Here is a 26,879-nt window from a genome sequence, read left to right on the forward strand (position 1 = left end):
TCAAATAAAATCAATTAGTTATTGTGCTTATCCACAGGATGTGGATAGGTGTATATAACACTATTTAGAGTCAAGACCATATTATAATTTTTTTTTAAAGTTGTAGTTTTGCACGCTCACTTCAATCTCAATTGAAAAAGCTGTGTTGAATCAAAGTTGATGGTAAAAAATCTAATCTAATTGCTGCAAAATTGAAAAAAACATTGGACATAAAAGAATCGGATTCAGCACTTGCAATGCTCCCAGCGATTTTTGTAATGTGGTCTACACACCGGCAAGATAAGAGCTGCGTTAATAATTATGAATAAGGCGCTTATCACAGTGATATCTAAAATTTGATCCAAAAAGGCATAGTCCAACTCTATTTGTGTTTGGGCTTGATGAGGATTTTTGTGCTTATATAAACCACTTGAAAAGTGAGTTACTGCTCTATTTTATTTAGATGGTTTTATTAGGCTTTGGAATGATTGGCATAACTGCATAGAAATATTGCAGTTGGTGGAAAAATGAATTTGCGGCAATTCCGCATAGAAAATATGAAATTTTGCGATTTCAGTTTAAAATCTATTGGTTAATGTGTTAAGAGTAAAAGGCTAAAGATGATGGTAAATGTTGACTTGAACAATATGGAAGAAAATTTTGGGAATTCTTCTATAGACCCATCATTGGAGAATAGCATGGCTGAGGGAATGACCAATAATATGATAATTTCTGATGAAGATGGTGCAAAAGCCTTTGAACGTGTTGCGGCAAAATTAAAGGCACGAGTTGGTGCTGAAGCCTATTCTAGCTGGTTTGGCCGTTTAAAATTAGCCGAATATATGCGCAATCAGGTTCGCCTTTCTGTGCCAACTGCCTTTTTACGCTCATGGATTAACAACCATTATGCTGTTATCCTTACAGAATTATGGCGCGAAGAAAACTCTGCTATTATGCGCGTTGAAGTCATTGTACGCGGCATGAATCGCGCACCAAAACCAACAGTAAGTGCAAATATTGCAAGCGAGCCTCAACTAAGTGAGCAAGCAACACCGGTTGCCAGTCCAACCCGAACTGAAAAGACAAGCTCTAGCTATTCCAATGCCAGTATTTTTGGCTCTCCGCTTGATCCTCGTTATTCCTTTGAAAATTTTGTTGAAGGTGCAGCCAATCGCGTGGCTCTTGCCGCTGCCCGCTCTATAGCTGAGGGGAGCCAAGGCGCATTGCGTTTTAATCCACTTTTCATTCATGCTGGCGTTGGTCAAGGCAAAACCCATCTCTTGCAGGCAATTGCAACTGCTGCCTTGAAACACCCAACACCGCAACGGGTTGTTTATTTAACCGCTGAATATTTCATGTGGCGTTTTGCAACCGCCATTCGCGATAATGATGCCTTATCCTTTAAAGAACAGCTACGTGATATTGATCTTCTTATCATTGATGATATGCAATTCTTGCAAGGTAAATCTATACAGCACGAATTCTGCCATTTGTTAAATACTTTGCTTGACAGCGCCAAACAAGTAGTGGTTGCAGCTGACCGTGCACCAGCCGAGTTGGAATCGCTTGATGTGCGTGTACGTTCACGCTTGCAAGGTGGCGTATCGCTTGAAATTGGCTCGCCAGATTATGATATGCGCCTTGAAATGTTGCGTCGCCGTTTACGCATCGCTCGCCAAGAAGAACCAAGCATTCAAATTGGTGAAGATATTTTATCTTATATTGCCCAAAGCGTTTCAGGCTCTGGCCGTGACCTTGAAGGTGCCTTTAACCAGCTTTTATTCCGCCAATCTTTTGAGCCAGAACTATCCATCAATCGTATTGATGAATTATTAGGCCATTTGACCCGTAGCGGTGAACCAAAGCGCATTCGCATTGAAGAAATTCAACGTGTAGTTGCCCGCCATTATAATGTATCCAAGCAGGATCTATTATCCAATCGCCGCACCAGAACTATCGTCAAGCCGCGCCAAGTTGCAATGTATCTTGCCAAGATGATGACACCGCGCTCATTACCAGAAATTGGCCGTCGTTTTGGTGGTCGTGATCATACCACCGTTCTTCATGCCGTGCGCAAGATCGAGGATTTGGTTGGCGGCGATCAAAAGCTAGCGCAGGAATTGGAATTGTTAAAACGCCTTATCAATGATCAGGCAAGCTAAGCCTATTGGATTGATTTTTAAAAAGCGTTTAAGCTTAAAACTTGAACGCTTTTTATTTGAGCCAAATAATATCTCATAAAAAAAGCCCAATTTGATATCGTCAAATTGGGCTTTATTTTGCTTATAAGCAATAAATCAATTATCGATTTTATTTTTAAAAATTAGCACACGGATAATGGCGGACAAATCGGCAATTGCTTCAACAAGGATAAAACCATTCTTGTCAAAAAGATCATTTACATCTTTTTCTTGGCCCATACCAATTTCAAGAGCAATATAGCCATCACCATTTAAATGATTGCGGCTTTGTTCAGCAAGTTGGCGATAAAAATCAAGACCATCATCGCCGCCATCAAGGGCGCGCATTGGATCAAATTGACGTACACCAATATCAAGCTCTTCTATTTCCTTATGGGGAATATAAGGGGGATTTGATGCAATAATATCAAATTTTCCAACAATATTTTCAAACCAATTGCTATAAAGCGGTGTAAAGCGCGGCTCGACCCCATGCCGAGCAGCATTGCTTTTTGCCATATCAAGAGCATTTTGTGAAATATCAACGCCAATAGCGTCAACTTTTGGCTCTTCACAAGCAAGGGTAACAGCAATAGCACCGCTACCGGTGCCCATATCAATAATTGTGACTTTGTCCTTTTGTTGTGCAAGTGAACGCACATAGGGCAAAAGCACATCAATTAAAGTTTCGGTATCAGGGCGCGGCTCTAATGTGTCGCTATTCAGCCAAAAATCACGGCCATAAAAATTGCGCTTTCCCATGATGCGATGCACAGGTTCGCCCTTTGTTCGGCGTTTGATAATGCTGTCCAATTCCATCACTAATTGATGGGTAATCACCAATTCAGGATTGCTAACGCGGTCCAAACGGCTCGTCGCAGTAAGCCAACTTACAAGCAAATCTGCATCAAGTTCAGCAGTGGCAATATCGGCGTCTTTGAAGGCTTGTTTTGCACTCAAATAACATTCTTGCAGGGTCTTACTGGTCACGCGTCACTCATCTCTGCCAATAATGCACTTTGATGATCAGAAATAAGCGCATCAATAATTTCATCAAGATCGCCAACTATAATGCGGTCAAGCTTATAAAGCGTGAGATTAATCCGGTGATCCGTCACGCGGCCTTGCGGATAATTATAGGTGCGGATACGCTCAGAGCGATCGCCCGAACCAACTTGGCTTTTACGCGATGCTGAACGCTCGCTATCGGCCTTTTGCCGTTCCATATCATAAAGACGGGCGCGCAAGATTTGCATGGCGCGGGCGCGGTTTTGATGTTGGGATTTTTCCGCTTGCACCACCATAATACCGGTTGGAAGATGGGTGATGCGCACAGCAGAGTCGGTAGTGTTGACGTGCTGACCGCCGGCGCCTGATGCACGCATGGTGTCAATACGAATATCTTCATTGCGAATTTCAATATCAATATCTTCAGCTTCCGGCAAAACCGCAACGGTTGCTGCCGAAGTATGGATACGGCCACCGGCTTCTGTTTCAGGTACACGCTGCACGCGGTGGACGCCTGATTCAAATTTCAACTTGGAAAACACACCCTTACCGGTAATAGTCGCGATAATTTCCTTAAACCCACCGGCATCGCCTTCACTGGTTGAAACCAATTCGACTTTCCAATTATGTTCGCTAGCATAGCGCTCATACATGCGGAAAAGATCACCGGCAAAGAGGGCAGCTTCTAAGCCACCAGTACCCGCACGAATTTCCAAAATAGCGCTGCGCTCATCGGCTGCATCTTTTGGCAAAAGTAAAATTTGGACGGATTTTTCCAAATTTTCAATTTTTTCTCTAAGTTCGGGTAACTCCGCCTCAGCAAGATCACGCATTTCTGCGTCTGTATCGCGGTCATCAAGCATGGCTTGCAAATCTTGCAATTCGCTAAGGGCGCTATTTAAACCACGAATCTGAGTGACTATCGGCTGCAAATCCGAATATTCAGAAGCAAGGCGCACATAGGTTTCAGAATCGGGATTTTGTGACATCTGCGCTTCAATCATTTCAAAGCGTTTTTCCAATTGATGCATGCGATCCAGTGGCAGTGATACCATTGCTTATTACCTGACCTTGAATAAATTTTATAAAATAAATAGCTTATGCAGCCTTAGCATAGCTATATATTTGAACTATTTGATCACTTTTATCCAATCTTGCAGATTTTATTAAAGCGATTATGGTTGCAATCTTGTTTTAAGCTATATACGCGCATTTATGCGCTTTACAACCAATTTATCAATGGCTTGGTATTATTTTAATGTTTTTCCATATGGTTTCGCAGCATAAAAATAGCAAAACAGAATAAAGTGAACGATCCTTTATTGGCTTTTTAATTGATTAAGGCTAAGATCAATGGAAGTTAAAAATTATTGCATGGCTTTTCACCAACTGCCGGTTGACTAAATATTGGGCTGATGACACTTTTGGCAGTTTTCAATTTAATCTATGTTAAGTTGCTCTATCGTGACGCAAATTTTAAGCAGTTTTAAAAAAAGACCGCATCAATATCCAAGACTAATGGTTTTGGCTGTGATGTTTGCGCTTGTTTTTTCGCTTAATATAATGGCGCCGCCATTCATGCAGTATAAAATGAGCAATGAGATAACCAATGATATAAGTAGCGATAGTGCTGGAATAGCGCTTATTGATGTTGATTGCCATGACACAAGGGACGTAGCTAACCAGTCCTCACAACTACCGCATCACTTACAAGATTGTTGTCGCTTAATGGCCGGCTGCGCCTTTTGCTTTCCCCCTATCGACCAATTTTATTCCTACAGCATAACGCCAACCAAAATTACTATGGTTTTAAGCCACGATGTTTTTATGGTGCAAAGCAATTATCTGCCGCCATTACCCCCACCTAAAGTGTCTTGATTGTATTTTTTGAAGTTTAAGCCTTGGCAAAAATGGCTTTAAGGCTTTTTAAAAATTAACTTTCTTACATTAGGTGTAAATTATGAATCGTAGAAAAATTCTGCAATTGCTGGGCTCTGGCGCCCTCATGGTAACTGTTGCCCATAAGGCTTTGGCACAAAGTGGACATCAAGGGCATGGCGACCATTCGGGTCATGGTGCAATGGATCACAATAAGATGGATCATAATAGCCATGGTTCCATGCCCGCCATGTCGCATGATTTAGCAGATTTAATGCCGCTTGATAAAATGCCAAGCAAGCAGCCTTTGCAGCCCTTAAAGCTTTTAAAAAATATCGCTAATAAGCAAGGCGTATTTATAGCGAATTTGGAAGCAAAGCCAATCAAAGTTAACTTGGCTGACGACAAGGAAACTGAAGTTTGGGTCTATAATGGCCAATTGCCTGGGCCGCAAATTGTAGTCTATGAGGGCGATACGGTTGAAATCCATTTTAAAAATTCACTATCACAATCAACTACAGTACATTGGCATGGTTTACCAGTACCGCCGCAAGAAGATGGCAATCCCCATGATGCGGTAAAACCAGGCGAAAGTCGTATCTATCGTTTTACTTTGCCGCAAAATTGCGCCGGCACCTATTGGTATCATCCTCACCCCCATGGCGATGTTTCGGAGCAAGTGGCAAAAGGCCTTGCTGGTAGCTTTATTGTAAAAGCCAAAAATGATCCTTTAAATGATTTATCCGAGCAGCATTGGCTTATTTCAGACTTACGCCTTGATAAAAACGGTAATATTCCTGAAAATACCATGATGGATTGGATGAATGGTCGCGAAGGGCAGTTTGTGTTGATTAATGGTCAATTACAGCCACGCATTAACGTCAAATCTGGCGAGCGTATTCGCATCTGGAATGCTTGTTCAGCCCGCTATTTGCGCCTTGCCATACCTAATTGTCAATGGATTGTGGTTGGTAGTGATGGCGGCCTTTTGGAAAAGCCACGTCCTGGCGTCAATGAATTAATGCTTAGCCCTGCCGAGCGAGTCGAGGTGATTTTACAAACAGATAAAGACCAATCGTCACAATTGGTAAGCCATTATTATGACCGCCAAAAAATGATGGTAACTGAGCCGCATGATGATGTCCTGTTGGCAGATATTTCGATTGATGCAAGCCCAGTTAAATTACCAGATTTCTTGCGAAAAATTGACGATTTTGGTGCGGTTACTGCAACAAAAAGCGTTGAGTTTTCGGAAGCGGAAATGGATCACGCCCATATGGATATGGGCAATGATAAAGCCAAACAAATGGCCATGTTGCAAAATATGTTCAAGGTCAATGGCAAAACCTATGATATGGATCGGATAGATTTAACCAGTAAGCAAAATGCGGTTGAAGAATGGCAAATTTTCAACAATTCTCATATGGATCATCCTTTTCATCTTCATGGCACGCAATTTTTAATTATTAAGCGTGAACTTGATGGCAAAGTAACCGATGAGCCGTTTAAAGCCTTTAAGGATAGTTTTAATTTGCGCCCTTATGAAAAAGTAACCATAAAGGTTAAGCAAACAGAAAAAGGCATCCGCATGTTCCATTGTCATATTTTAGAACATGAAACCCTTGGTATGATGGCCAATTTAAACGTTATTTAAACCAATATTTAACCCATATTGAACTCTGTCCTGTTTTCACAGCAGGACAGAGTTTAGCTTACAGCCATATTTCTTCATTGATATGTATATTATGTAAAAAGTCTCGGTCATGGCTAACAATAATTAATGCGCCGTCATAGGTGTTTAGTCCGTTTTCTAAGGCTTCGATGGTTTCAATGTCCAAATGATTGGTTGGCTCATCAAGTAATAGCAATTGAGGCGGCGTATCGCTACCAATGGTACAGCAAAGACCAGCCCGCAATTTTTCACCGCCACTTAAATCACCAATTATTCTTTTTGCCATAGTGTTGCGAAAACCAACCCGCGCCAAAGCCTCAAAACATTGGCGATCATTGGCCATGGGGTTAAGCCGTGCAAAATTATCAAGCAAGGTAGAATTGCCATCCAACAAAGATACAAATTGGTCAAGCATGGTAAAGCGGACAAAAATACTTGCATTGCCGCTTTTTATCGGCAAGGTACCACTCAATAATTTTAATAAAGTCGTTTTACCGCTACCATTTTTACCATGAAGCGCAAGGCGTTTTGGTCCGTAAAGCTCGAGATTGAAATTTTGAATAATATCATTATAGCCACCTGTTAATTCATTTGCCGATAAAACCAGCTTTTGTGGCGCTAGCTTGGTCGGTAATAGCTTAAAAGCAATCGGCAATTTTTTGATCAACGCAGATTTTGCAACCGTCATTAGATCTTGCGCTTTACTCAATAAGGCTTGGTTCTGTTGAATAGTTTTGCTGCGGGATTTTTCAGCATTATTCTTTGCCTTATCCAATGACATTTTCGGAATATTAGCAGTTTTGTTCTTGCGTTTTCCGTTTTGGTCGCGCTTATTTTGCCGCTCAATAAGCTTTATGCCTTTATTTTTAACATTTTTTAAATCAACCTCTGCCTGATGAACATCGGTTTCAATTTTGGCTAGCCTTTGCACTCTATCTTGATAATAAACACTATAATTACCGCTCACTTGATAAAGACCCGTTAATGATAATTCATTGATTGTGTCCATGTGTTCGAGCAATTGCCGATCATGACTGGCAATGACAATAATGCTTTTTTGTACAATCAAAGGATTTTGGGTTAATTGTTGAATTAAGAAATCTCGCGCTTCACTATCAAGATTATTACTTGGTTCATCTAGCAAAATAAGCGGATAGGCGGCACAAAAAAGTCCAATAAGGCTAGCGCGTATGATCTCACCGCCACTTAAATTACTAACCAATGTATCAAAATTATGGTTATTAATCGTGCTTTGTTGCAAAAGATTGTGAAAATCTTCCAATGCAGTCCAGTTAATCTTATCGCTATCAAAAGATAAAAGCTCGCCTTTTTCAATTTTTTCAAGCATACGCAAATCGTCACCAAGACCAAATAGATCTGCAAGAGTAGTATTGGTGCTATCTTTAATGTTTTGGTTAAGATAACCAATTGGCTTTGGTGTTTGAAGCGCACCACTTGTTGGCTGTTTTTTGCCAGCAATTATGTCAAGAAGGCTGGATTTACCAGCCCCGTTTTTTCCAATCAAGCCATGTAAACCAACAGGCAATGCCGCATTGACATTGGAAAACAGCCAATCACCATCAGGTAATTGATAGCTAAGTGATGTTAAGTCGAGTATCGGAGAATAAGCCATGGAAAACCACCTTTTCATAAAATAAAACAAATAATTTTATGAGTGGATTGCGCACGACACTTATTCCTTTATTGCAATAGGACTATTTTGCACCAAAATTTTAACATGAAAATCCTAGGCTTACCATAGATTTGGCATAACTATATTTAAAATAGCGCTATTTTTCAATAAAATTACCATTAATGTCATATTTATTTCATTGCATCTTTTAAAGAAGCAAGGCAATTTGCATGGCAATTGCGCTTTTATTATTTAAATCTTTTTGGCATTTGAATATAAACGCAGGAATTATAAGCATACGGGGCAATGATGGTTGATCTTAAACAAACAACTTTATTAATTCGGCAACGCATAAAGTTGGCGACAGAAGGCATGATTGGTCGCGAGCAATTGGCCGAATTAATGATTTTAGGCGCGATTGCCGGCGAACATTTATTGGTGATTGGTCCGCCCGGCACCGGCAAAAGTGCTGTGGTGCGCCGAGTGGCTAATTGCTTTGGCGGACGTTATTTTGAATATTTGCTTGGCCGTTTTACTGAACCATCGGAATTATTTGGGCCGGTTGACCTGCGAAAACTAAAAGAAGGCAAGGTTGAAACTGATATTTCTGGCATGTTGCCTGAAGCTGATATTGCCTTTCTTGACGAGGTTTTTCTTGGCTCTACCGCAATTTTAAATACTTTGCTTGGTATTTTAAATGAACGGCGTTTTCGCCGCGGCCATACCGAACTTATCTGCCCTTTAAAAATATGTGTTGGTGCGTCCAATTCCTTGCCAGACGATCCTGCCCTTGCCGCCTTTGCTGATCGCTTTTTAATGCATCTTTTTGTTGACCGTATTGCCGATCATCAATTGGAAGTTATGTTAAAAGGTGGTTGGCAGGCACAAAGCCAAAATGCAGCTTTTGAAAGGGCTGGTGACCTCATTGCAACATTAAACGCACAGTTGCCAAATGTTGATATGGCAAATATGCGGCCAATTTTGGCTGATGCAATACGTAAACTGCGTCACGGTGGAATAAATCTATCAGATCGGCGTATTGTGCGTTGCCAAAATTTAATTGCCGCAGCAGCTTTATTAAATGGTCGATTTGAGGCCAGCAAAGAAGATTTATGGCCTTTGCTTTATGTGGTACCAACTGAGGCCGAGCAAAAATTTGCCCAAGATATTTTACGCCCTATTTTAGGCGATGCGGCTAATTTTTCATTGCATGGCGCAGTCGAAGCAGTGGCAGAGCAACCGGCAAGCCGCGTTGCGCGTCTCGCTGAAATGGCGGATCTATGCCTTAAGGCGGAAGAGAGTGATCTTAGCGCAATTGAAAATATCTTGCGTGAAATTGATGTCAATTTTGCAAGTGATGCTGTGCCGCAAGAATTGCTTGGCTTGCGTGCCCGCTTGCTAGAGCGTTTGCAGGAAAAACGCCATGGCGAAGTTTGATTGGCAATGGCAAGCGCGGCCAAATGGGCTTACTGCTAAAGGCATGGTTGTTTTTGGCCCAGCAAGTTTTGATTTGCTTGACCGTTTGGAAGCCATTGATGACAGTGCGCGGCAAGCGGCCTTGCAAATTGTCGGTTTTCGCTATGGCATTGTGGTTTTAGGGTCATTGCAATATTTACCATGGTGTGAAAATGGCCATTATATTGGCCATGATCTTGAAGCGCCAGAATTATGGTTACCTTTGCATAGCATGCCTAATGCACCACTAGACCTTTTGCTTGCAGCCTTTAAAAAGCGTTTTCCAGCGCCGTTTTTGTTATGGCCAGAACCACGTCAAATCATTGATTTGCATCGGCAATTTCCTATTCAATCTTCAGTGCTGACATTATTGCGCCAAGAGTTAGAGGAAAACGCAAAATGACAATGGCGCAACAGCAAGCATCTAACCCAAATACATTAAATAGCTTATTGGCTGAGTGGCAGCACTGGCTTAAGTGGTTTTTATCCGATTTGCAGGGCGATATCGGGCAAATGTTGCATCATTTGCATCCCTTATTAACCGCGCCGCGCCCAAGTGATGATGGTGGGTTATTAACCGCGCCGGGTCTTGAAACCGTATTGCGACGCGGAAATTATGCCAATTTGCTATTATCTGAATGGATGCTTGCGGATAGTTTTCCCGATGAATTTTTGCGCCGTGCTGCTCAGCATGAACATTTGTTTTTTGCGCCGCCGCCACTTGAAGACGATGGCGGTAAAAGAGTGCTTGCCCTTTTTGATGTCGGCATTATGCAGCTTGGCTTGCCGCGTGTCGCCCATATTGCCTTGTTAATGCTTTTATCGCGCCGTGCGCAATTGCTAAAAGGCGAATTTTATTGGGGCATCGTGCAAAATGAACCGCAATGGCATGAATTTTCCAATGTTAACCATTTACGGCAGATGCTCGATGACCGACACATTGCTTTAATAACAGCTGAAAAACTTGATAAATGGCGTGATTTTATTGGGCAAGGCGACAAAGGCGATGAGTGCTGGTTTATCAGTAGCCAAAAATTTCATGATCAAGGTAAAAGCCTTTTTGCAAGCCACAGATTAAGCATTGACGAAACGTTTAAAGGTACATCGCTTGAGGTTATTTTGCACCAAAATGGCCGCTCAGCAATTGAAATTGCGCTACCTTTACCCGATGAAAAGCAATGTAAGCGCTTATTATCGGCTAAATTTGTCAAAAAAGAAACGCAAGCAAAGAAGCAAACTAACAGCTTGCTTGCTAAAGCTTCGCTTTTGTCGTCCCTAATCATTTCACCTAATGGTAAAAAAGTCATGCTGCGCATGCGCGGCGACAATGATGACCAGTTTATTGAAGTTGATATAAGTCGAATTCAGCCTAAAATACGTAAGTGGTCTTTACCACAAAGCGCCTATATTGTAGCAGCTGGTTATATGATAAATGGTCATATCAACTTGCTATTAAAAGTTGATCAAGATTATCAATTATGGGCAAAAGGCCATAAGCTTTTAAGGGGAAATATTCAAACCAATATTTCCGATTCACCTGCAAGAACAACACAAAAAATTGAACCGCTCATTGTCATGACTGATAAATATGACTCTGGCTGGATTGCGCGGTTGTCAGGCGGTTTGACACAAAACCTTTATATAACCGATGCGACAATCAAGCCTTTGAAAGAAAATTTTGCGTTTCGCGACATTTATGCTGTGCAATATTATTCCTATAAGCATTTTTTAGTTTTAAAAAATATAAAGGAAAATTTTCGCTTAGATATGATCAATGTCAAAGATAACGAAGTTAAACAATTTTTTGATCTTGGGCCATCATTTCAAACTTCCAAGACATTTATAAAAATAGGCTATATTGACAATCCAGCTTATAAGGGATCGCAAAAATTTGTATCTGGTTTACTTGCCCAAAATTCTGATGAAAGCCGCTTAAACTGGTTAAGCCGGACTAAAATTGGTGGTGAGCAGCTTGTTGAAACTCTATTCACCTTGGCCGAGGGCTGTAAGGTCATTGGCACATGGTTTGATGACGCTTTAAATGTTTTGGTACCAGTTATCTGGGACCATAAGAAAACCATTGGTGCATGGCGTGGTGATCGTTTTGAAAACTGGTATAGCGATGCGGTAAAGCTAGCTAACGCTGAAATGTGTATCTATTCGGGTACTATTGTGATGCATAATGTCGATTATGACATCATCTTTTTTGATGTCAACAGTCGACAAATTATGGCGCATACGGGGCAAGCAAACGGGGCAGGCAAACGGGGATAAAAATGGATAAAGCGATTTTTTCACCGGTGCGCCAACCTTTAGCGCAAGGAAGACGCGATGTAGCTGGTTTGTGGTTGCCCCATGAATGGTATAGCGAAAATGAGCGCCAACGGATTATCTGGCATTACTGGCAAAAAGGCGCGCAAATTTTGCGCTTTTCAAGTAGTAGCGAATCCTATTTCAATGCAAATGGTGATTTATTGCGATTTCCTGTTGTACGCTCAATGCTTTGTAGTGATTTACCGGGGCTACCCTTGATTGCTTATGGTGCAATGCTTGCCACTGCTGATCTTGATAAAAACGAGCAAAAAACATTGCCCGTCTGTGATTGTTGGATCATTGCTGGCAATGAGACCAAGGCTTTAAAATTCAGTCAAGGCGCATATATTGACCCGTCCAATTGGGCAAATATTGCTAACTATACGTGGCATGAAAGTTTTGATCTCACGCCGCCAGTGATAGAGATTGAGGAAATTGCTCCCAAGCCTAGCGGTGATACTCGTGCAATATTGGGTGATAATATTCCGCAGCCAAGTGAAAGCCAAAAAAGAATATTACAAGACTTAAAGAAAAAGTCAGCAGCAAAGAGTAATGATAGTGGCGGCTCCGTTTATGGCAGTCGAAGAGAAAAAAGCCAAACTAAAAGCTCTAATAACACCGTTAAATGGGTTTTTCGCCTAGCATTGTTCGGTTTCATTGCTCAAGCACTTTTTTGGATCTATGCAAGCCGTTCAATTCCATTAAAATCAACGCCGCAAAATAATCCAGTCGCTCAACCAATTATCGAGTATAGTAGCAGCCCTTCAATTTTTTATTGGTTGGTTGTTTTTGGGTTGATGGCACTTTTTATATTTTTATTACGCAAATTTTTAATATCTAATATTTTTAATAAGATAACGGCTACAAGTGTTGAGCAATATACAAAATATCAAGACAGCTTAGCAACGCGGCACAGTTACCGCCAAACTACGCGGGCGCAAGGTCCTAGCGTGCAATCAACTCATCAAGACGTTGAGCAAGAAGGCGTTAATGATGCAATAAGAGCGCAAAGTGCAGAAAGTGCAGTTGTCGAAAACCTAAACCAAGAAATAGCGCCGAATGAGCCACAAACTCAAAACAGTTCCACGCCAACAACCGAAGGCAATAAGAATAAAAATCGCTCAAAAAATAATGAAAATGGGCTTAAACAGCGTGATGAAGATGAGATTATGCGCCCACCCTTATGGCGTTTATTGGTGGCGCGGTTAGCAATTGTTAGCAAGTTAAACCACTTGTTTGCTATGCGGCAGGCACGATATTTAAATTCTATGCTGCGCATGTTTGAACAAGGCGATATAGAAAATGCTTTGCGCCATGCTATACCATTTTCATCGGACCAAAGTGATGGTGGCCCAATGTTTGGCGTGCCACGACCGCGAGATAATTTGCAATTAGGCGCAAAGCACGTTGGTGGTAGCTCACTCAATATTGACGAAGACGCAAGAAAAATGCTTGCTGGCTATTATCGGCGCGCTTTTACAACCCTTGATCAGCAGGGCCGCATTGAAGAAGCCGCTTTTGTTTTAGCTGAACTCTTGGATGAGCGCGTGGAAGCGTTGGATTACCTTGAAAAAAATGGCCGCAGTGATAAAGCCGCCGAACTCGCGCTTGCTTGGGACATGTCGAGTGACATTATTGTGCGACTATATTGCCTTTCCGGAAAATGGGATTGGGCTATTGCTGTTGCGCGCCGCGACCATGCTTTTGCTGCGGCGGTTTTGCGCCTTGAAAAGGAGGAATCTGCAGCGAGCTTTCGATTGCGCGAAGAATGGGCATTGTTTGAAGCTGAAAATGGCAATTTGATGAGTGCCATACAAATTATCTGGCCGCTTAAAAACCAGCGTGATCTTGCATTGCAATGGCTTTTACTAGCTGAAAAATCAGATGGTGAACTTGGTGCTGCCGCGCTTGTTAAACGGGCAATTTTACTATCAGACACGGTTGAGGATTATCGCACTAAAATAACCCAAATTATTGAAAATAAAAATCCCAAAATTTTTGAGGCACTCATTAGCGAAATTGATAAGGCATTTTTAAATGGTGACAGTAGTGAAGGACTTATTTTTTTAACCCGCTTCATTACAAGGCCAGCCTTATCATGGCATCATCAAAACGCATTTTATCTTAATAAACAAAAGTTTTTGCGGCTTTTACATGCCAGCCAACAATCTGCTTTTGACGCTGATTTGCCAAAAAACGGTTGGGGGCAAGATGATTTGGATGCATTTAGCGCCAGTAATATTTGTGATTTTCAAGCACCAACCAATGGCAGACCGCTTGATATTCATGATATAGTCTATGTCAGTGAAGGACGATTTATTGCCGCCCTTGGTGATGGCGGCGTGGTGCTTCTTGATGATTTAGGCCATCAATTGGCTTTTTATGATGTGCCTGCTTCGCAACTGGTGGTGTCGGCTTCTGGTAATATTGTGCTTTTATTAATGCAGCGCGATAATTTATATCGTATCACACGGCTTAATCTAACTGATAATAGTTTAACGCCGCTCAAAAATTTGGCTTTGCAAGCAATGACGCGCGATTTTGACGGTGTTTCGTGGTCAGTTGCGCTAACGGATGGTTTTATTCATGTGCTTGATACAGCCCGAGGCTTAAAATCGCTTTGGAAAAGCGGAGAATTATCGGGGACAGTATTTAAGATCCGTTATCGCCATCGCTTTGCTGAAGGTGTGCCAACAACTGCAAAAGGCGAGCAATGGCTTATTGGTTATGGAAACTCACAGAAAAAGTCATTCTCACTTGAAAATTGGTATTATTCGCTACCAAGTAGAACTTTACGCTCGCGTGATTTTATTCCAGACGAGGAGGGTGGGGTAACTCGTATGTTCTTGCCCGAAGATTATATGGCCTATCGCTATGGTATTCAGCAAGATGATGAAGGCAATACTGAGCTTTATTATTGTGATGTTTTTGAGTGCGCTGATAAAACGCAATTTGTTTCAATTAATGACCGTTATGTAGGAGAAAATAGTTCTGTTGCTATGTTTGGCTTTAATAACGCGTTTATTGTCAACTATAATGAATCTATATATGCAATTTCGCATGATAATGATGTCATTGCCTCCCTTGCATGGGGTAATAGTCGCTATCGTTTGGCTGAGCAGCAAAACCATTTAATTGTTTATGATGATCGCGGCCGCATTTTTCATTTTGACATGGTAAACCATACCGGCAAAGCAATAAGCGTTCAGTAAATTTATCTTAGCATAAATACAATTTTAAAATCGATTTGGATAAACCAAATTGGACATTGGATTAGTGCGTAAAATTATAAACGGTTTAATATTCATGAATTTCATTCATAACAGTATGATGAATTTAGCCTATTCCTTTCATAGGCTTTAGCTGGTTTAATCAAAACCAATAACGAACAAGACTGCTGAAAAGCCAAATTTTATCAAAGTTTCATTCAAACAACTGGAACAAAAAGGACATTTTATGCTTAGTCAATTACAACAAATGATTGTTCCTATTGCAGCTTTTACAGCTAAGGGTGATATTGCGGCATTAAAGAGCGCTCTAGATAAAGCATTAGATGAAGGGGTTACCATTAATGAAGCAAAGGAAGTTATCATTCAAACCTATGCATATGCTGGTTTTCCGCGTAGTTTAAATGGTTTAAACGCATTGCAAGATGTTTTAGACAGTCGCAAAACTGCGGGCAAAAATGATGAGCTTGGCCGCGATATTTCCCCCATTGCTACCAATCAATCCATGCTTGAAATTGGTACAAAAATCCAAACTAAGGTGGTTGGTCAGCCGGTTAGGGGCGGGGTTTATGATTTTGCCCCTGCCATTGATCAATTTTTGAAAAGCCATCTATTTGGTGATATTTTTGCCCGTGATATTTTGGATTATCCAACCCGTGAAGTTGCAACCATTGCAATTTTGGCAACTATCCCTGGGCTTGAAGCGCAATTGCAAGTCCATTACAATATTGGCATGAATACGGGATTAAGCAAAGAGCAATTGCAACAAATTGTAAATATCCTAAATGCAAATCTTGGCAGTGATGTTGGTAAACGCGCCCAAACAGTGCTTGACCAAATAATATAAAAGTGAGCGGTCATTTTTAATGATTTTGCCAATAAAAAGCCCTGCATAGAAAACTATGCAGGGTTTTTTATAAGATTTTTAGAATGAATATTACGGTTCGATTGTATAGGCAAGAATGGAATCACCCATCGGGCTACCCATTGAACCATGACCACCAGCAGCTACCAAAATATATTGCTTACCATCAGCGCCGCGATAGCTCATTGGTGTTGATTGACCACCGGCGGGCAGACGTGTTTCCCATAGTAATTTGCCGGTTTTTAATTCATAGGCTCTAAAGCCACTATCAGCAGTACCTGCCATAAAGACAATGCCACCAGCAGTAATTAATGGGCCGCCAAGGCTGATTGTGCCCATTTCAAGTGGAATTGGGAAGCGCTGGCCAGCAAATTCTTGCCCCTCTACGCTGCCATTTCTTTGCTGCCATGCTGTTTTACCGCTTGCAAGATCAACACCAACACGCAATCCCCAAGGTGGTGATTGGCATGGAATACCAAGTGGGGATAAAAATGCACTGAGTTTTACTGCAAAAGGTCCACCAAGATTTTCGCCCGATGGCTTAGGACCGGTTGATACCATTCGCTCATCGGCATTTTGTGGGAAGTCTGGACGTGGATAGACGCTAAAGCGGAATGCCATATTGACCGGCGTACCGAAAAGATATTGGTTTTCCGGATCAACGGCAACACTACCCCAGTTGAAAATGCCAGTATTGCCAGGATAGACTATAGATCCTTCAAGGCTTGGCGGTGTAAATGGATTGCGGTCATAACGGCTTTTACGATAGGTCATCCGACAAAGCATTTGGTCAATAGGCGTGATACCCCACATGTCCTTTTCTTCAAGAACAGGCGGAATAAAATTGAGTGCGGATATTGGCTGCGTTCCAGCTGGAGTTTCTTGCTTAATATCAGATTTATCGGAAACCTTTTCCTCATGGACAGGGTAAATTGGCGTACCATCACGGCGATCAAGTACCCAAAGATTACCACCCTTGGTTGGCACGATAATAGCCGGTGCATTTTTGCCCTGATAATCTAAATCAAGCAGCACGGGCTGTGAGGGCAAGTCTCTATCCCATAGGTCATGATTGATGCTTTTGAAGCTCCAGCGTAACTCACCGGTTTTAACATCAAGCGCAACAAGGGCTGCAGTAAATTTTTCAACTTCAGCTGAGCGTTTTGCACCAAACTGGTCTGGTGACTTATTGCCAAGTGGCACATAAACCAAGCCTAATTCATCATCGGCCGCCATAACGGTCCAAGCATTAGGAGAGCCGGGTTCATAAGTGGCATCGCCTTCAAGCGGCTTGGTTTCATTGGGTTTTTGCGCATCCCATTTCCAAACCAATTGGCCATTATGCACATCATAAGCGCGGATGACACCAGATGGATTATCAATATAATAATTATCGGCAATTGCACCGCCAATGATTGCTAAATCATGCGAGATAACCGCAGGGGACGTCATCATAAAAGTGTCGGGATTTTGATTAGGTTGATGTTCCATCAAATTAACAAAGCCTTGATCGCCAAAATCGCTACAGATTTCGCCATTATCGGCATTAACTGCAAACATACGGGCATCACCCGTGGTGGCAATAATCCGGCGTGGACAATGATTGCCTTCAACCAATTGCTTATCTTCATGATAAGAAACGCCACGGCAGGTCTGGTGTTCATAAATGACACTACCTTTAACCCGTGGATCATAACGCCACTTAAGTTTACCAGTTACTGGATCAAGGGCTTCAACAATATTATGCGGTGTGCAGCTATAAATCGTATTATTGACCTTTAAGGGATTAACCTCAAACGTATATTCGCTAGAATCATCCTTGCCTTGAAAATCGCCGGTGTGGTGTTCCCAAGCCAATTTTAACTTACCAACATTGCTGGTATTAATGTCTTTTAAGGTTGAATAGCGTTGGCCAAGATTGCTACCACCATAGGCTACCCAATCATCTCCAGCCATGCGGCTTGGATCAATAGTGCTGGCAATTTTTTCATTTTGTGGCAATTCGCCGTCAAAAGTGGCAGGGTCAATAAACCAAGACACAACAGCCAATAGAATAATCACCAAAAGCGAACCACCCAAAAGCCTTGATGCGGGTTTAGTATTTTGGTGATTGTTTCTTATTGGCCGTGATACTAAAGGCAGACATAATAAAAGTCCAAACAGCACAAGAATAACGCCACGCGGGATCCATTGCCATTTATCAAAACCAACCTCATAAAGCGTCCAGATAAAAGTTAAAATGAGAGTAAATGTATAGATCCAAAGACCGCTTGCTTTTTTGCGCAAAAGCAAGAAGCCGCTCATAAGAAGGCCAAGCCCCATAATGATATAAAAAGGTGAACCACCAACCAGAGCTAGCTGAACGCCTAAAGCGGCGACAGCCAAACCAAATAGCAGGATCACAAAACTAATGATAATAAGTAGCACGCTATTCTCCCAAAACTGAAGTTTAGGTAAAAATAGATATGGAAGTGATGCCTTATGTCAATAAGAACTTGAAAATTAACATATTTTTATGCTGTCTTTTAAAATTATTGTAATTTAAATATAGGCTAATTATCGGCGTTTTCGCTAAAAAATACTATAAATCAATAGTGATAATATTTTTGTGATAGGTTTGGTTTTTCTCAGTTAATATAAAGAATGTGCATTCTATGATTATATTTATTGTTAAAATATTTGATTGAATATCAATACATCAATAGCAAGTTCGTTGGGAACGCAAATTTTAATGCAAACATTTTTTAGGGAAATTTATTTGTTGTGTAGAAAGTCGTAAATCAGAATTCTGGCAAAATTGTATAAATTGATATTTCATCGGCAACGAAAATGAAGTAATATGATTTACACCTGCCATAATGACTTTGCCAAAAAGGATTAAAAGATATGACAATTGATGAACAAGACGAATTGCCTGATGAAATCTTTGATCAAATAGCTGACTTGTCGGAAGATGGTGAAGATCTTTTTGAAAATGGTGATTTTGAAGAAGCCATTGCAAAATGGACTGACGCTTTAGCTTTGCTTCCAGAACCTAAAGGCAAATGGGACGCCGCTTTGTGGCTTTATACAGCTCTTGGCGATGGTTATCGCAATGTTGGAGATTTTGACAAGGCATTGGTGGCGTTTAATGCAGCTTATGAAAGCGTAGACGGGTCAACCAATCCCTATGTGCTTTACTCAATTGGTGCAACTCTTTACGATCTTGATCGTAAGGATGAAGCGGTTGTGCCATTGTTAAAGGCCTATGAAATGGAAGGCGATGAAATTTTTGAAGAAGAAGGCGAAGTTTATCTAACCTTTCTTGACGAAAAAGGCCTACTTGACGACGCTGAATAAACTAATTTAGCTTAACCATGTCCTGATTTTTTTGCCGTTATGTGGGAAATCAGGATATGGGTGTTTGAGACGAATTTGCCTTTGAATATTGGTAAGGTTGTCATCTTGTCGTTAAATTATTACTGCCGCAAAGCCTTTAAAAAGGCAGTAACAGATTTTCCATATTATAACTTGCTTGCGAATCATAATATTGATCAAATAGGTACTCCTAATAGGTGTGTGTAAGCGCCTAATGCCTTTGCCAAGTTGTCCGCACTCACCTTTTGAGCCTTTCAATCTACAGCGTGTAATATCCAATTTTCAAAAGCGGCTATGCGCGGTTAGATTTTCAAAAACGCCATAATTTGGTATTTTGCCGCGAATTAATCTGTGAAAGTTTGATGATAGTTTCCCACATTTTATGGGCAATTATAAAACTATGTGCTGTTGCTCTTTACATTTGATCAAATTAATAGCATAATTGATCAAATATATAAATATGACCGATAGAAAAGACGATTAATAATATCGCAGCTATTGGATCATGTCATGGGAGGTATAGCAATGGACAATAATGAATTTTTTTTGGCTGCCCAAAATTTCAAGGGTAACAAGTTCGATTTTCGTTTGAAAAGAACACATTCTTTTTTTGCTTTGATTAATAGTTTCCAAAAAATGTGTAAGATGATTTTCAGTACTACTACAAATTTGCACAAGCGGTTTTTGGGGCAGCTAAAATTGCAAAAGATTTTAGTCCTTTCTCCAATAAACTCAACCATATTGATTCCTTTGACCAAATGTCGCGCTGGTGAGGATTAGCGCAGCTTAGGCATTGTAGAATCGTTTTCCTTTTAAAATTATCTCTTTAGTTCTGGTGTATTATGATTGATGAAGCTCAAGCAAAGAAATTTATAGAAGAAAATCCTGATTTGCGCGTATTGGAGGCCTTCGTTATTGACGTTAATGGCGTACCGCGCGGCAAGTGGATTCCGCGTGAACGTGCATTGGATGTTTTGGTAAATGGCATGGCTATGCCGCGTTCGGTTTATGCGCTTGATGTTTGGGGACGTGACGTTAATGATGCAGGTCTTGCAACAGGTACTGGTGACCCTGATGGAATGTGCTTTCCCTCACCCGATTCTTTGTCGCGCGTCACATGGTTGGAGCGCCCAACCGCACAGGTAATTTTGGGCATGCAAAACCGTGATGGTACTGGCTTTTATGCCGATCCTCGTCAGGTTTTGATCAATGTCTTGGAGCGTTTCAAGAAATTGAAACTAACTCCTGTGGTTGCAACCGAGCTTGAATTTTATCTTATCGATCCTATTCGCTCGGCATTGGATCCAGTGCGTCCACCAAATACCCGTGATGGCCGTTGGCATACGGGGCAAACACAAGTGCTTTCTATTGCTGAATTACAAGAATATGAGCATGTTTTTGATGATATTTCAGAAGCGTGCCGCGCACAAAAAGTGCTTGCTGATACGACTTTGCGTGAAAATGGCCCTGGCCAATATGAAATCAACCTTAATCACGTGCCTGATGCGTTAAAGGCTGCCGATTTTGCCGTGCTGCTAAAACGTATTGTTAAGGGTGTTGCGCGCAAGCATGATCTTGATGCAACCTTTATGGCAAAACCATATGGTACGCAGGCTGGCAATGGTATGCATGTGCATTTTTCATTACTTGATGAAAATGGCAAAAATGTTTTTGCTGGCGATACAGGCCCATCGGAAGTGCTGTTGCATGCTGTTGGTGGTCTTTTGGCAAATATGGCGGATAGTATTGCAATTTTTGCGCCGCACGCCAATTCATTCCGCCGTCTAACCCCAAGTGAGCACGCGCCAACCTATGCTTCATGGGGCTATGATAACCGCACAGCTGCGGTACGAGTTATTACTGCAAGTAAAGCGGCTACCCGTATTGAGCACCGCGTTGCTGGCGCTGATACCAATCCCTATCTTGTACTTGCGATGATTTTGTCAGCAGCGCTTGAAGGCATGACAACCCGCCGTGATCCAGGTGGTCCAATCCATGGTGATGATCATGATATCGCCCATGAACCACTACCAACCAATTGGGATTATGCCTTGCAGCTTTTTGCAAAATCAAGCTTTGCTTATGCAACCCTTGGCCCCAAATATCGTGATTTGTTTACTGGTTGTAAAAGGCAAGAAATGGCAGAATTTGCCTTGCGTGTAACCGATGTTGAATATGATGCCTATATAAGGACAGTATGATATGACAACAAACTCTAATTCCAATACCACTTCTAATCCAGGTCATGCCGCAACCTATTATGCCGCAACCGCTAATGACAAGACCGTCCATCCTGAATTGGAAGGTGAAATCACGACCGATGTTTGTGTGATCGGTGCAGGTTTTACCGGTGTTTCAGCTGCGCTTGAATTGGTTGAAAATGGGTTTTCCGTTGTTTTGCTTGAGGGTGATCGTATTGGCTATGGCGCGTCAGGGCGTAATGGTGGCCAAATTGTTAATGGTTATAGTCGTGATTTGATGGTAATCGCCAAGCGTTATGGACAAGAAAAGGCCAATGCACTTGGTGCTATGTCCCTTGAGGGCGGCGACATTATCCGCGAGCGGGTGGCAAAATATAATATTGATTGCAATCTCGTCAATGGTGGTTTTTTTGCAGCTTTTACCGATAAGCAGGTGAAAGGCATGGCAGAAAACCGCGCCAATTGGAAACAATATGGCAATGATGGTCTTGAAATGGTTTCCAAGAGCGATGTTGGCAAATATGTCAACAGTGATCGATATGTTGGTGGTATGATTGATCTTCGCGGTGGCCATATCCACCCACTTAACTTGGTGCTTGGTCAGGCAGCAGCAGTAAGCGCGCAAGGCGGCAAGATTTTTGAAAACTCACGCGTTACCAGTGTTGATACTGGAGCAAATCCAATTGTGCACACCAGTAAAGGCGTGGTTAAGGCAAAATATGTACTTGTTTGCGCTAATGCCTATATTGGAAGTCTTTTGCCTGAAATTGGTGGCCGTATGATGCCAGTATCCAGTCAGGTAATGACGACAGAGGTTTTGGATAAGGATTTGATCGATAGTCTATTGCCAGCTAATTACTGCGTTGAAGATGCCAATTATGTTTTGGATTATTATCGCCGCACTGCTGATAATCGCCTGCTTTATGGAGGTGGTATTGGTTATGGTGGACAAAACCCAAGTAATCTTACAGCAGTTATTCGCCCCAATATGCTTAAAACCTTTCCCCAGCTTGAAAATGCAAAAATTGAATTTGCATGGAGCGGTAATTTTGCATTGACCTTAACCCGTATTCCTCATATCGGTAAATTATCCGATACGGTTTATTTTTCTCATGGTGATAGTGGTCATGGTGTAACTACCACGCATCTTTTGGGCAAAATTTTGGGTGAAGCAGTGCGCGGTCACAGTGAGCGCTTTGATGTTTGGGCGTCCCTGCCAAATTTGCCTTTCCCGGGAGGGAAATTATTGCGTGTGCCGCTTACAGCTCTTGGTGCATGGTGGTATGGCATACGCGACAAATTAGGTGTATAGAGAAGTCTTAGTTTTTGTTAAGCTATTAATTTGAGCTTTTGGGTTTATGTAAATGTCTAAAAGCTCGCATCATGATCAGGAGTGGTCAATGAAAATTGGAATTTTACAAACAGGACATGCACCTGACGCCATTATTCCCCATCATGGCGATTATAATGACTTGTTTGTCAAGCTATTACAAAGCAAGGATATTGATTTTATTGAATATCCAGTTGTTGATGGTATTTTTCCCGCTTCAATTGGCGAGGCTGATGGTTGGCTGATTACCGGTTCTAAATTTGGCGTTTATGAAGATCATGCTTGGTTGCCGCCGCTTTTTGATCTTATCCGCGAAATTTATGCAAGCGGTAGGCCTTTAGTTGGTGTTTGTTTTGGCCATCAAGCTATTGCGCAAGCCCTTGGCGGCAAGGTTGAAAAATTTCAAGGCGGTTGGTCGGTAGGGCAAATCGAATATAAGCGCGATAATGGCAAAACGCAAAATCTTGTTGCTTGGCATCAAGATCAAGTTGTCGAATTGCCAAAGGATGCGAAAGTGATTGGCTCAGCCAATGCTTGTCAATTTGCTATGCTACAATATGGCAATAAGGCTTTAAGTTTTCAGCCCCATCCCGAATTTAGTGCTAGCTTCTATGATGCTTTATATGAAGCACGCGAAGATGTTTTGCCGCAAAATGTGCGTGACACTGCCATTGAGCCAAGCGAAAAAAATCTTGCTAGAGATGCGGTTGCCGATGAAATTATAGATTTTTTTCAGCAAAATATACTATCCTAACGCAATTATTCTTTTGAAGCCGTTTTTTTAATAAAATGGCTTCAAGGTCACTATATTTACGGGCAATAAAATAACTTGCTGGTGTTTGGTTAAGATATTTTATATTTTCATATCTGGCATAATTAAAAAGGCTCAATTTTAAAATTGGGCAAGGAAAAGCAATGAAAAAAAAGCCAGGGTTAAACCTTTTGCAAGACGAAAAGCATAGTGATGAAACCATTAAGCAATGGGTTTATCGCTCGCTGCGCCTATCAATTATGACAGGGCATTTTCCGCCAGCTCAACCAGTGACGGTCAAGGCAATATCCGATTTGCTGGATGTGAGTGCAACGCCAATTCGTGAAGCATTGCATCGTTTGGTTGCAGAAGGTGCCTTGGAAAACCTTGATAATCGCCGTGTGCGTATTCCTGATATTGATCCTAATAAATTTGACGAGATCATTGCCGCCCGTATTGCTCTTGAGACATTGGCGGCAGAACGCGCTTTGCCATTTGTTGACTTTATGGATCTTGCTCGCCTTCGCAGTATTGATCAGGAAATCAATCACGCCTATGAAACCGGTAATATTCAGCTTGGCATTGAAAAGAATTTTGCCTTTCATCGCTATTTATATCAAAAGCGCTCAGCCGCAGTTTTATTGCCATTAATTGAATCTGTTTGGCTGCGCCTTGGGCCATTTATGCGTGAAGCCACCGAAAATTTGTCGGAAAGCTATACTGTCGATCATCATCAGGAAGCCTTGGCAGCTCTTGAGAAAAAGGATAGCGCAGCTTTAAAAGCCGCAATCATTGCTGATATTGATGACGGTGCCGGCTATCTTGGCCGCAAACGTTTTATCGAAGCTGAAGAAGTAAAAAGATCGGTTAAGTCTTAACAAGCAAATAGTCCTACCGTTATATAGTTGTTTACTTGAACGGCGCTTCCCTAGCAACCAAAATGGTGGATAAAACCTACTACGTTTATTAATAAATTTAACTATGGCAATTTGGCACAAAAATTTAAGCCTTTTGATGGACAAACTCATTAGGCTTAAATTTTTAGCCTTGCTAAAATGAAAACGTTGTAAATTTTAATAGACCCTTGTAAAATATCAGCATTAAATTGTAAATTTTACTATCAGGGTTATAAAAATGCATAAAAATAGTTCAAATTCATTATATTCAAAATATATCCCTGATGAACTCGATCGGCGCCTTATTGGCTTATTAAGGCAAGATGGTAGAGCGCCGCTTGCTAAACTTGCTGATATTTTAAAAGTATCTCGCGGTACAGTACAAAATCGCCTCGATCGTATGGTCAATAATGGCACAATCAGTAATTTTACGGTTCGTGTTCGCGATGATTATGACGCAAATGCAGTTCATTCAATCATGCTCATTGAAGTTGTGGGTAAATCCACCACACAGGTTATACGTCACTTGCGTGGGATTGCCGCTATTCAAACATTGCATACTACTAACGGTAATTGGGATTTGGTTGCTAATATAACCACAGATAATCTTGCAGAGTTTGACCGTGTTTTAGGGGAAATCCGCGCGATTGATGGTGTTTTAAATAGCGAGACCAGTTTACTGCTGAGTAGTGTTAGCTAAGATACATGCAATTTTATCCGTTGATTTTGAAATATTGAGCCGACTTAACTTACGAAGATAGAATTATAACTGCAAAATTTCTTCACTTTAAGAACAGTTATAAAATATATTTTTCTTTTTAGTGTAATTATTGGGCAAAATTTCCTAAAATAACAATTGTTTTTAGCTGCGAATATTGCAAGTTTTATGAAATTTGTATAATTAGCATTGACGAATTTTATAAATTTTAGCGAAAATTTGTATATTTTTACAGTTTTAAATAAAAAATTATAACTGTAACTTTAATATTACGAAAAATCGAGGAGGATTGGGAGTTATTGATCATAGATATGGCTTTATTTGATTTTGGATGTTTGTATTGATATCTCATAGTTTAAAATGAAGTGTTTTAAATATACTTCATTATAACTATTCATATTATTAGTATCCAATTAAAAATTTTATTTAAGTAAAGTAATCATGGCAGTTAGTCCCATCAAAAATTAGGTTTTCAAAAATTGGTTGCACTCAATTTTTCGATAACTTTGTAAGGAAAAGGGTTCAAAATGACTACAACAAGAAGTGTATATAACTTTAACTCAGTGATTGTCCGCGAGCCTTCACGCTCGGTCGTTAATGGTTTGCGTGCTGATGATCGTGGTAATCCTACCTATGAAGGTGTTAAGGCTGAACATGATGCTTATATTGCAGCACTAAAAACTGCTGGAGTAAATGTTACCGTATTGCCTGCACTTGAAGCTTTTCCAGATGCAATCTTTGTTGAAGATCCAGCGCTCGTTTTCAGTGAAGGCGCAATTTTGCTTCGTCCGGGCGCCGAAACGCGCATCAATGAAGTGCAAGAAATTGCACCAACAATTGAAAAAATGTTTGATACGGTTTTGCGCTTGCCACAAAATGGTTATGCAGATGGCGGCGATGTTCTCAACGCGCCTCACGCCGTTATGATTGGCCTATCTGCACGAACTGATGCAAAAGGCGCTGAAGATCTTATCGAAGCACTTGCAAAATTGGGCAAAAAGGGTGAAGTTGTTCAAACACCTAAAGGTGTATTACACTTTAAAACTGATTGTTCTTTGCTCGATGATGAAACTATTTTCTCCACTGCACGCTTAGCAGCTTCTGGTGTGTTTTCGCGTTTCCGTCAAATTATTGTTCCAGAGGGTGAAGAAGCTGCAGCAAACGCATTACGGGTTAATGATACCGTATTTGTTGGATCGGATTTCCCAAAAACAATCGATTTGCTAACCGGCCATGGCTATAATGTTGTGCCGCTTAAAACCACCGAAATCGGCAAAATTGATGCTGGCTTATCTTGCATGTCGCTGCGTTGGTTTAAAAATTAAAATATCTTTTATAATAAATTTGTTTAATCAAAAATGTATCGTGGTTTTTAAAAATCACGATACAGTAATATTTGCAAAAAAGAATAATAAG

19 protein-coding genes are annotated in these 26,879 nt (G+C 41.1%); 15 read left to right on the forward strand and 4 right to left on the reverse strand.

Going from position 1 to position 26,879, the window contains the following annotated elements:
- The first annotated feature begins 677 nt into the window (after positions 1–677).
- The gene (gene dnaA / locus N6A79_RS00005) at positions 678–2,141 is read left to right on the forward strand and encodes a chromosomal replication initiator protein DnaA (RefSeq protein WP_268546488.1); all 1,464 of its coding nucleotides are present in this window, start codon (positions 678–680) and stop codon (positions 2,139–2,141) included.
- Between the two features lie 135 nt (positions 2,142–2,276).
- Here the strand turns inward: dnaA and prmC are convergent, their stop codons facing one another.
- Positions 2,277–3,149 (reverse strand): peptide chain release factor N(5)-glutamine methyltransferase, encoded by an 873-nt coding sequence (prmC, locus tag N6A79_RS00010; RefSeq protein ID WP_268546489.1) that lies wholly within the window; start codon positions 3,147–3,149, stop codon positions 2,277–2,279.
- Entirely contained in the window at positions 3,146–4,222 is a 1,077-nt protein-coding gene (prfA, locus tag N6A79_RS00015; RefSeq protein ID WP_182418322.1) for a peptide chain release factor 1, read from the reverse strand. Before prfA ends, prmC begins: the two co-directional genes overlap by 4 nt.
- A 535-nt stretch (positions 4,223–4,757) precedes the next feature.
- Here prfA and N6A79_RS00020 point away from each other — a divergent pair.
- Together N6A79_RS00020 and N6A79_RS00025 are read left to right on the forward strand one after the other, a co-directional pair.
- A complete protein-coding gene (locus tag N6A79_RS00020; RefSeq protein ID WP_268546490.1) occupies positions 4,758–5,045 on the forward strand; it encodes a hypothetical protein in 288 nt (95 codons plus the stop codon).
- 82 nt (positions 5,046–5,127) lie between these two features.
- Entirely contained in the window at positions 5,128–6,699 is a 1,572-nt protein-coding gene (locus tag N6A79_RS00025) for a multicopper oxidase family protein (protein WP_268546491.1), read from the forward strand.
- 58 nt (positions 6,700–6,757) lie between these two features.
- On the opposite strand, the gene N6A79_RS00030 is transcribed toward N6A79_RS00025, so the two are convergent.
- Positions 6,758–8,350, reverse strand: a complete 1,593-nt coding sequence (locus N6A79_RS00030; protein ID WP_268546492.1) for an ATP-binding cassette domain-containing protein — start codon at positions 8,348–8,350, stop codon at positions 6,758–6,760.
- Between the two features lie 306 nt (positions 8,351–8,656).
- Between N6A79_RS00030 and N6A79_RS00035 the strand changes: the two genes are divergently transcribed.
- The 5 genes from N6A79_RS00035 to N6A79_RS00055 all read left to right on the forward strand — a co-directional run bounded on the left by N6A79_RS00035 (position 8,657) and on the right by N6A79_RS00055 (position 16,192).
- The gene (locus tag N6A79_RS00035; RefSeq protein WP_268546493.1) at positions 8,657–9,787 is read left to right on the forward strand and encodes an AAA family ATPase; all 1,131 of its coding nucleotides are present in this window, start codon (positions 8,657–8,659) and stop codon (positions 9,785–9,787) included.
- Entirely contained in the window at positions 9,774–10,208 is a 435-nt protein-coding gene (locus tag N6A79_RS00040; RefSeq protein WP_268546494.1) for a bpX5 domain-containing protein, read from the forward strand. The genes N6A79_RS00035 and N6A79_RS00040 overlap by 14 nt, the downstream gene beginning before the upstream one ends.
- Entirely contained in the window at positions 10,205–12,079 is a 1,875-nt protein-coding gene (locus N6A79_RS00045; RefSeq protein ID WP_268546495.1) for a hypothetical protein, read from the forward strand. Before N6A79_RS00040 ends, N6A79_RS00045 begins: the two co-directional genes overlap by 4 nt.
- Before the next feature lie 2 nt (positions 12,080–12,081).
- On the forward strand, positions 12,082–15,330 hold the full coding sequence (locus N6A79_RS00050) for a bpX6 domain-containing protein (protein ID WP_268546496.1): 3,249 nt from the start codon (positions 12,082–12,084) through the stop codon (positions 15,328–15,330).
- A 244-nt stretch (positions 15,331–15,574) separates the two neighbouring features.
- Positions 15,575–16,192, forward strand: a complete 618-nt coding sequence (locus N6A79_RS00055; protein ID WP_268546497.1) for a carboxymuconolactone decarboxylase family protein — start codon at positions 15,575–15,577, stop codon at positions 16,190–16,192.
- Between the two features lie 90 nt (positions 16,193–16,282).
- Here the strand turns inward: N6A79_RS00055 and N6A79_RS00060 are convergent, their stop codons facing one another.
- Positions 16,283–18,637, reverse strand: a complete 2,355-nt coding sequence (locus tag N6A79_RS00060) for a membrane-bound PQQ-dependent dehydrogenase, glucose/quinate/shikimate family (RefSeq protein WP_262079308.1) — start codon at positions 18,635–18,637, stop codon at positions 16,283–16,285.
- A gap of 459 nt (positions 18,638–19,096) precedes the next feature.
- Between N6A79_RS00060 and N6A79_RS00065 the strand changes: the two genes are divergently transcribed.
- The 7 genes from N6A79_RS00065 (at position 19,097) to N6A79_RS00095 (ending at position 26,788) form a co-directional block, all read left to right on the forward strand.
- A complete protein-coding gene (locus tag N6A79_RS00065) occupies positions 19,097–19,549 on the forward strand; it encodes a tetratricopeptide repeat protein (RefSeq protein WP_182418330.1) in 453 nt (150 codons plus the stop codon).
- Positions 19,550–20,409: 860 nt separating this feature from the next.
- A complete protein-coding gene (locus N6A79_RS00070; protein ID WP_262079310.1) occupies positions 20,410–21,768 on the forward strand; it encodes a glutamine synthetase family protein in 1,359 nt (452 codons plus the stop codon).
- A gap of 1 nt (position 21,769) precedes the next feature.
- On the forward strand, positions 21,770–23,080 hold the full coding sequence (locus N6A79_RS00075; RefSeq protein ID WP_268546498.1) for an NAD(P)/FAD-dependent oxidoreductase: 1,311 nt from the start codon (positions 21,770–21,772) through the stop codon (positions 23,078–23,080).
- Positions 23,081–23,168: 88 nt separating this feature from the next.
- A complete protein-coding gene (locus N6A79_RS00080; protein WP_268546499.1) occupies positions 23,169–23,852 on the forward strand; it encodes a type 1 glutamine amidotransferase in 684 nt (227 codons plus the stop codon).
- A 161-nt stretch (positions 23,853–24,013) separates the two neighbouring features.
- Entirely contained in the window at positions 24,014–24,727 is a 714-nt protein-coding gene (locus tag N6A79_RS00085; RefSeq protein WP_262079313.1) for a GntR family transcriptional regulator, read from the forward strand.
- A gap of 256 nt (positions 24,728–24,983) precedes the next feature.
- Positions 24,984–25,445 (forward strand): Lrp/AsnC family transcriptional regulator, encoded by a 462-nt coding sequence (locus N6A79_RS00090; protein ID WP_182418335.1) that lies wholly within the window; start codon positions 24,984–24,986, stop codon positions 25,443–25,445.
- A gap of 545 nt (positions 25,446–25,990) precedes the next feature.
- Positions 25,991–26,788 (forward strand): dimethylarginine dimethylaminohydrolase family protein, encoded by a 798-nt coding sequence (locus N6A79_RS00095; RefSeq protein WP_182418336.1) that lies wholly within the window; start codon positions 25,991–25,993, stop codon positions 26,786–26,788.
- The last annotated feature ends 91 nt before the right edge of the window (positions 26,789–26,879 follow it).

This window comes from Bartonella sp. HY761, from assembly GCF_026743145.1.
Taxonomy (GTDB): Bacteria; Pseudomonadota; Alphaproteobacteria; order Rhizobiales; family Rhizobiaceae; genus HY038.

What these genes read in the sequence shown, in the direction of transcription:
- dnaA (WP_268546488.1), top strand. Translation starts at nt 678, where the DNA reads ATGGCTGAGGGAATGACCAATAATATGATAATTTCTGATGAAGATGGT.
- prfA (WP_182418322.1), bottom strand. Translation starts at nt 4,222, where the DNA reads ATGGTATCACTGCCACTGGATCGCATGCATCAATTGGAAAAACGCTTT.
- N6A79_RS00020 (WP_268546490.1), top strand. Translation starts at nt 4,758, where the DNA reads ATGAGCAATGAGATAACCAATGATATAAGTAGCGATAGTGCTGGAATA.
- N6A79_RS00025 (WP_268546491.1), top strand. Translation starts at nt 5,128, where the DNA reads ATGAATCGTAGAAAAATTCTGCAATTGCTGGGCTCTGGCGCCCTCATG.
- N6A79_RS00030 (WP_268546492.1), bottom strand. Translation starts at nt 8,350, where the DNA reads ATGGCTTATTCTCCGATACTCGACTTAACATCACTTAGCTATCAATTA.
- N6A79_RS00035 (WP_268546493.1), top strand. Translation starts at nt 8,657, where the DNA reads ATGATGGTTGATCTTAAACAAACAACTTTATTAATTCGGCAACGCATA.
- N6A79_RS00040 (WP_268546494.1), top strand. Translation starts at nt 9,774, where the DNA reads ATGGCGAAGTTTGATTGGCAATGGCAAGCGCGGCCAAATGGGCTTACT.
- N6A79_RS00045 (WP_268546495.1), top strand. Translation starts at nt 10,205, where the DNA reads ATGACAATGGCGCAACAGCAAGCATCTAACCCAAATACATTAAATAGC.
- N6A79_RS00050 (WP_268546496.1), top strand. Translation starts at nt 12,082, where the DNA reads ATGGATAAAGCGATTTTTTCACCGGTGCGCCAACCTTTAGCGCAAGGA.
- N6A79_RS00055 (WP_268546497.1), top strand. Translation starts at nt 15,575, where the DNA reads ATGCTTAGTCAATTACAACAAATGATTGTTCCTATTGCAGCTTTTACA.
- N6A79_RS00065 (WP_182418330.1), top strand. Translation starts at nt 19,097, where the DNA reads ATGACAATTGATGAACAAGACGAATTGCCTGATGAAATCTTTGATCAA.
- N6A79_RS00070 (WP_262079310.1), top strand. Translation starts at nt 20,410, where the DNA reads ATGATTGATGAAGCTCAAGCAAAGAAATTTATAGAAGAAAATCCTGAT.
- N6A79_RS00075 (WP_268546498.1), top strand. Translation starts at nt 21,770, where the DNA reads ATGACAACAAACTCTAATTCCAATACCACTTCTAATCCAGGTCATGCC.
- N6A79_RS00080 (WP_268546499.1), top strand. Translation starts at nt 23,169, where the DNA reads ATGAAAATTGGAATTTTACAAACAGGACATGCACCTGACGCCATTATT.
- N6A79_RS00085 (WP_262079313.1), top strand. Translation starts at nt 24,014, where the DNA reads ATGAAAAAAAAGCCAGGGTTAAACCTTTTGCAAGACGAAAAGCATAGT.
- N6A79_RS00090 (WP_182418335.1), top strand. Translation starts at nt 24,984, where the DNA reads ATGCATAAAAATAGTTCAAATTCATTATATTCAAAATATATCCCTGAT.
- N6A79_RS00095 (WP_182418336.1), top strand. Translation starts at nt 25,991, where the DNA reads ATGACTACAACAAGAAGTGTATATAACTTTAACTCAGTGATTGTCCGC.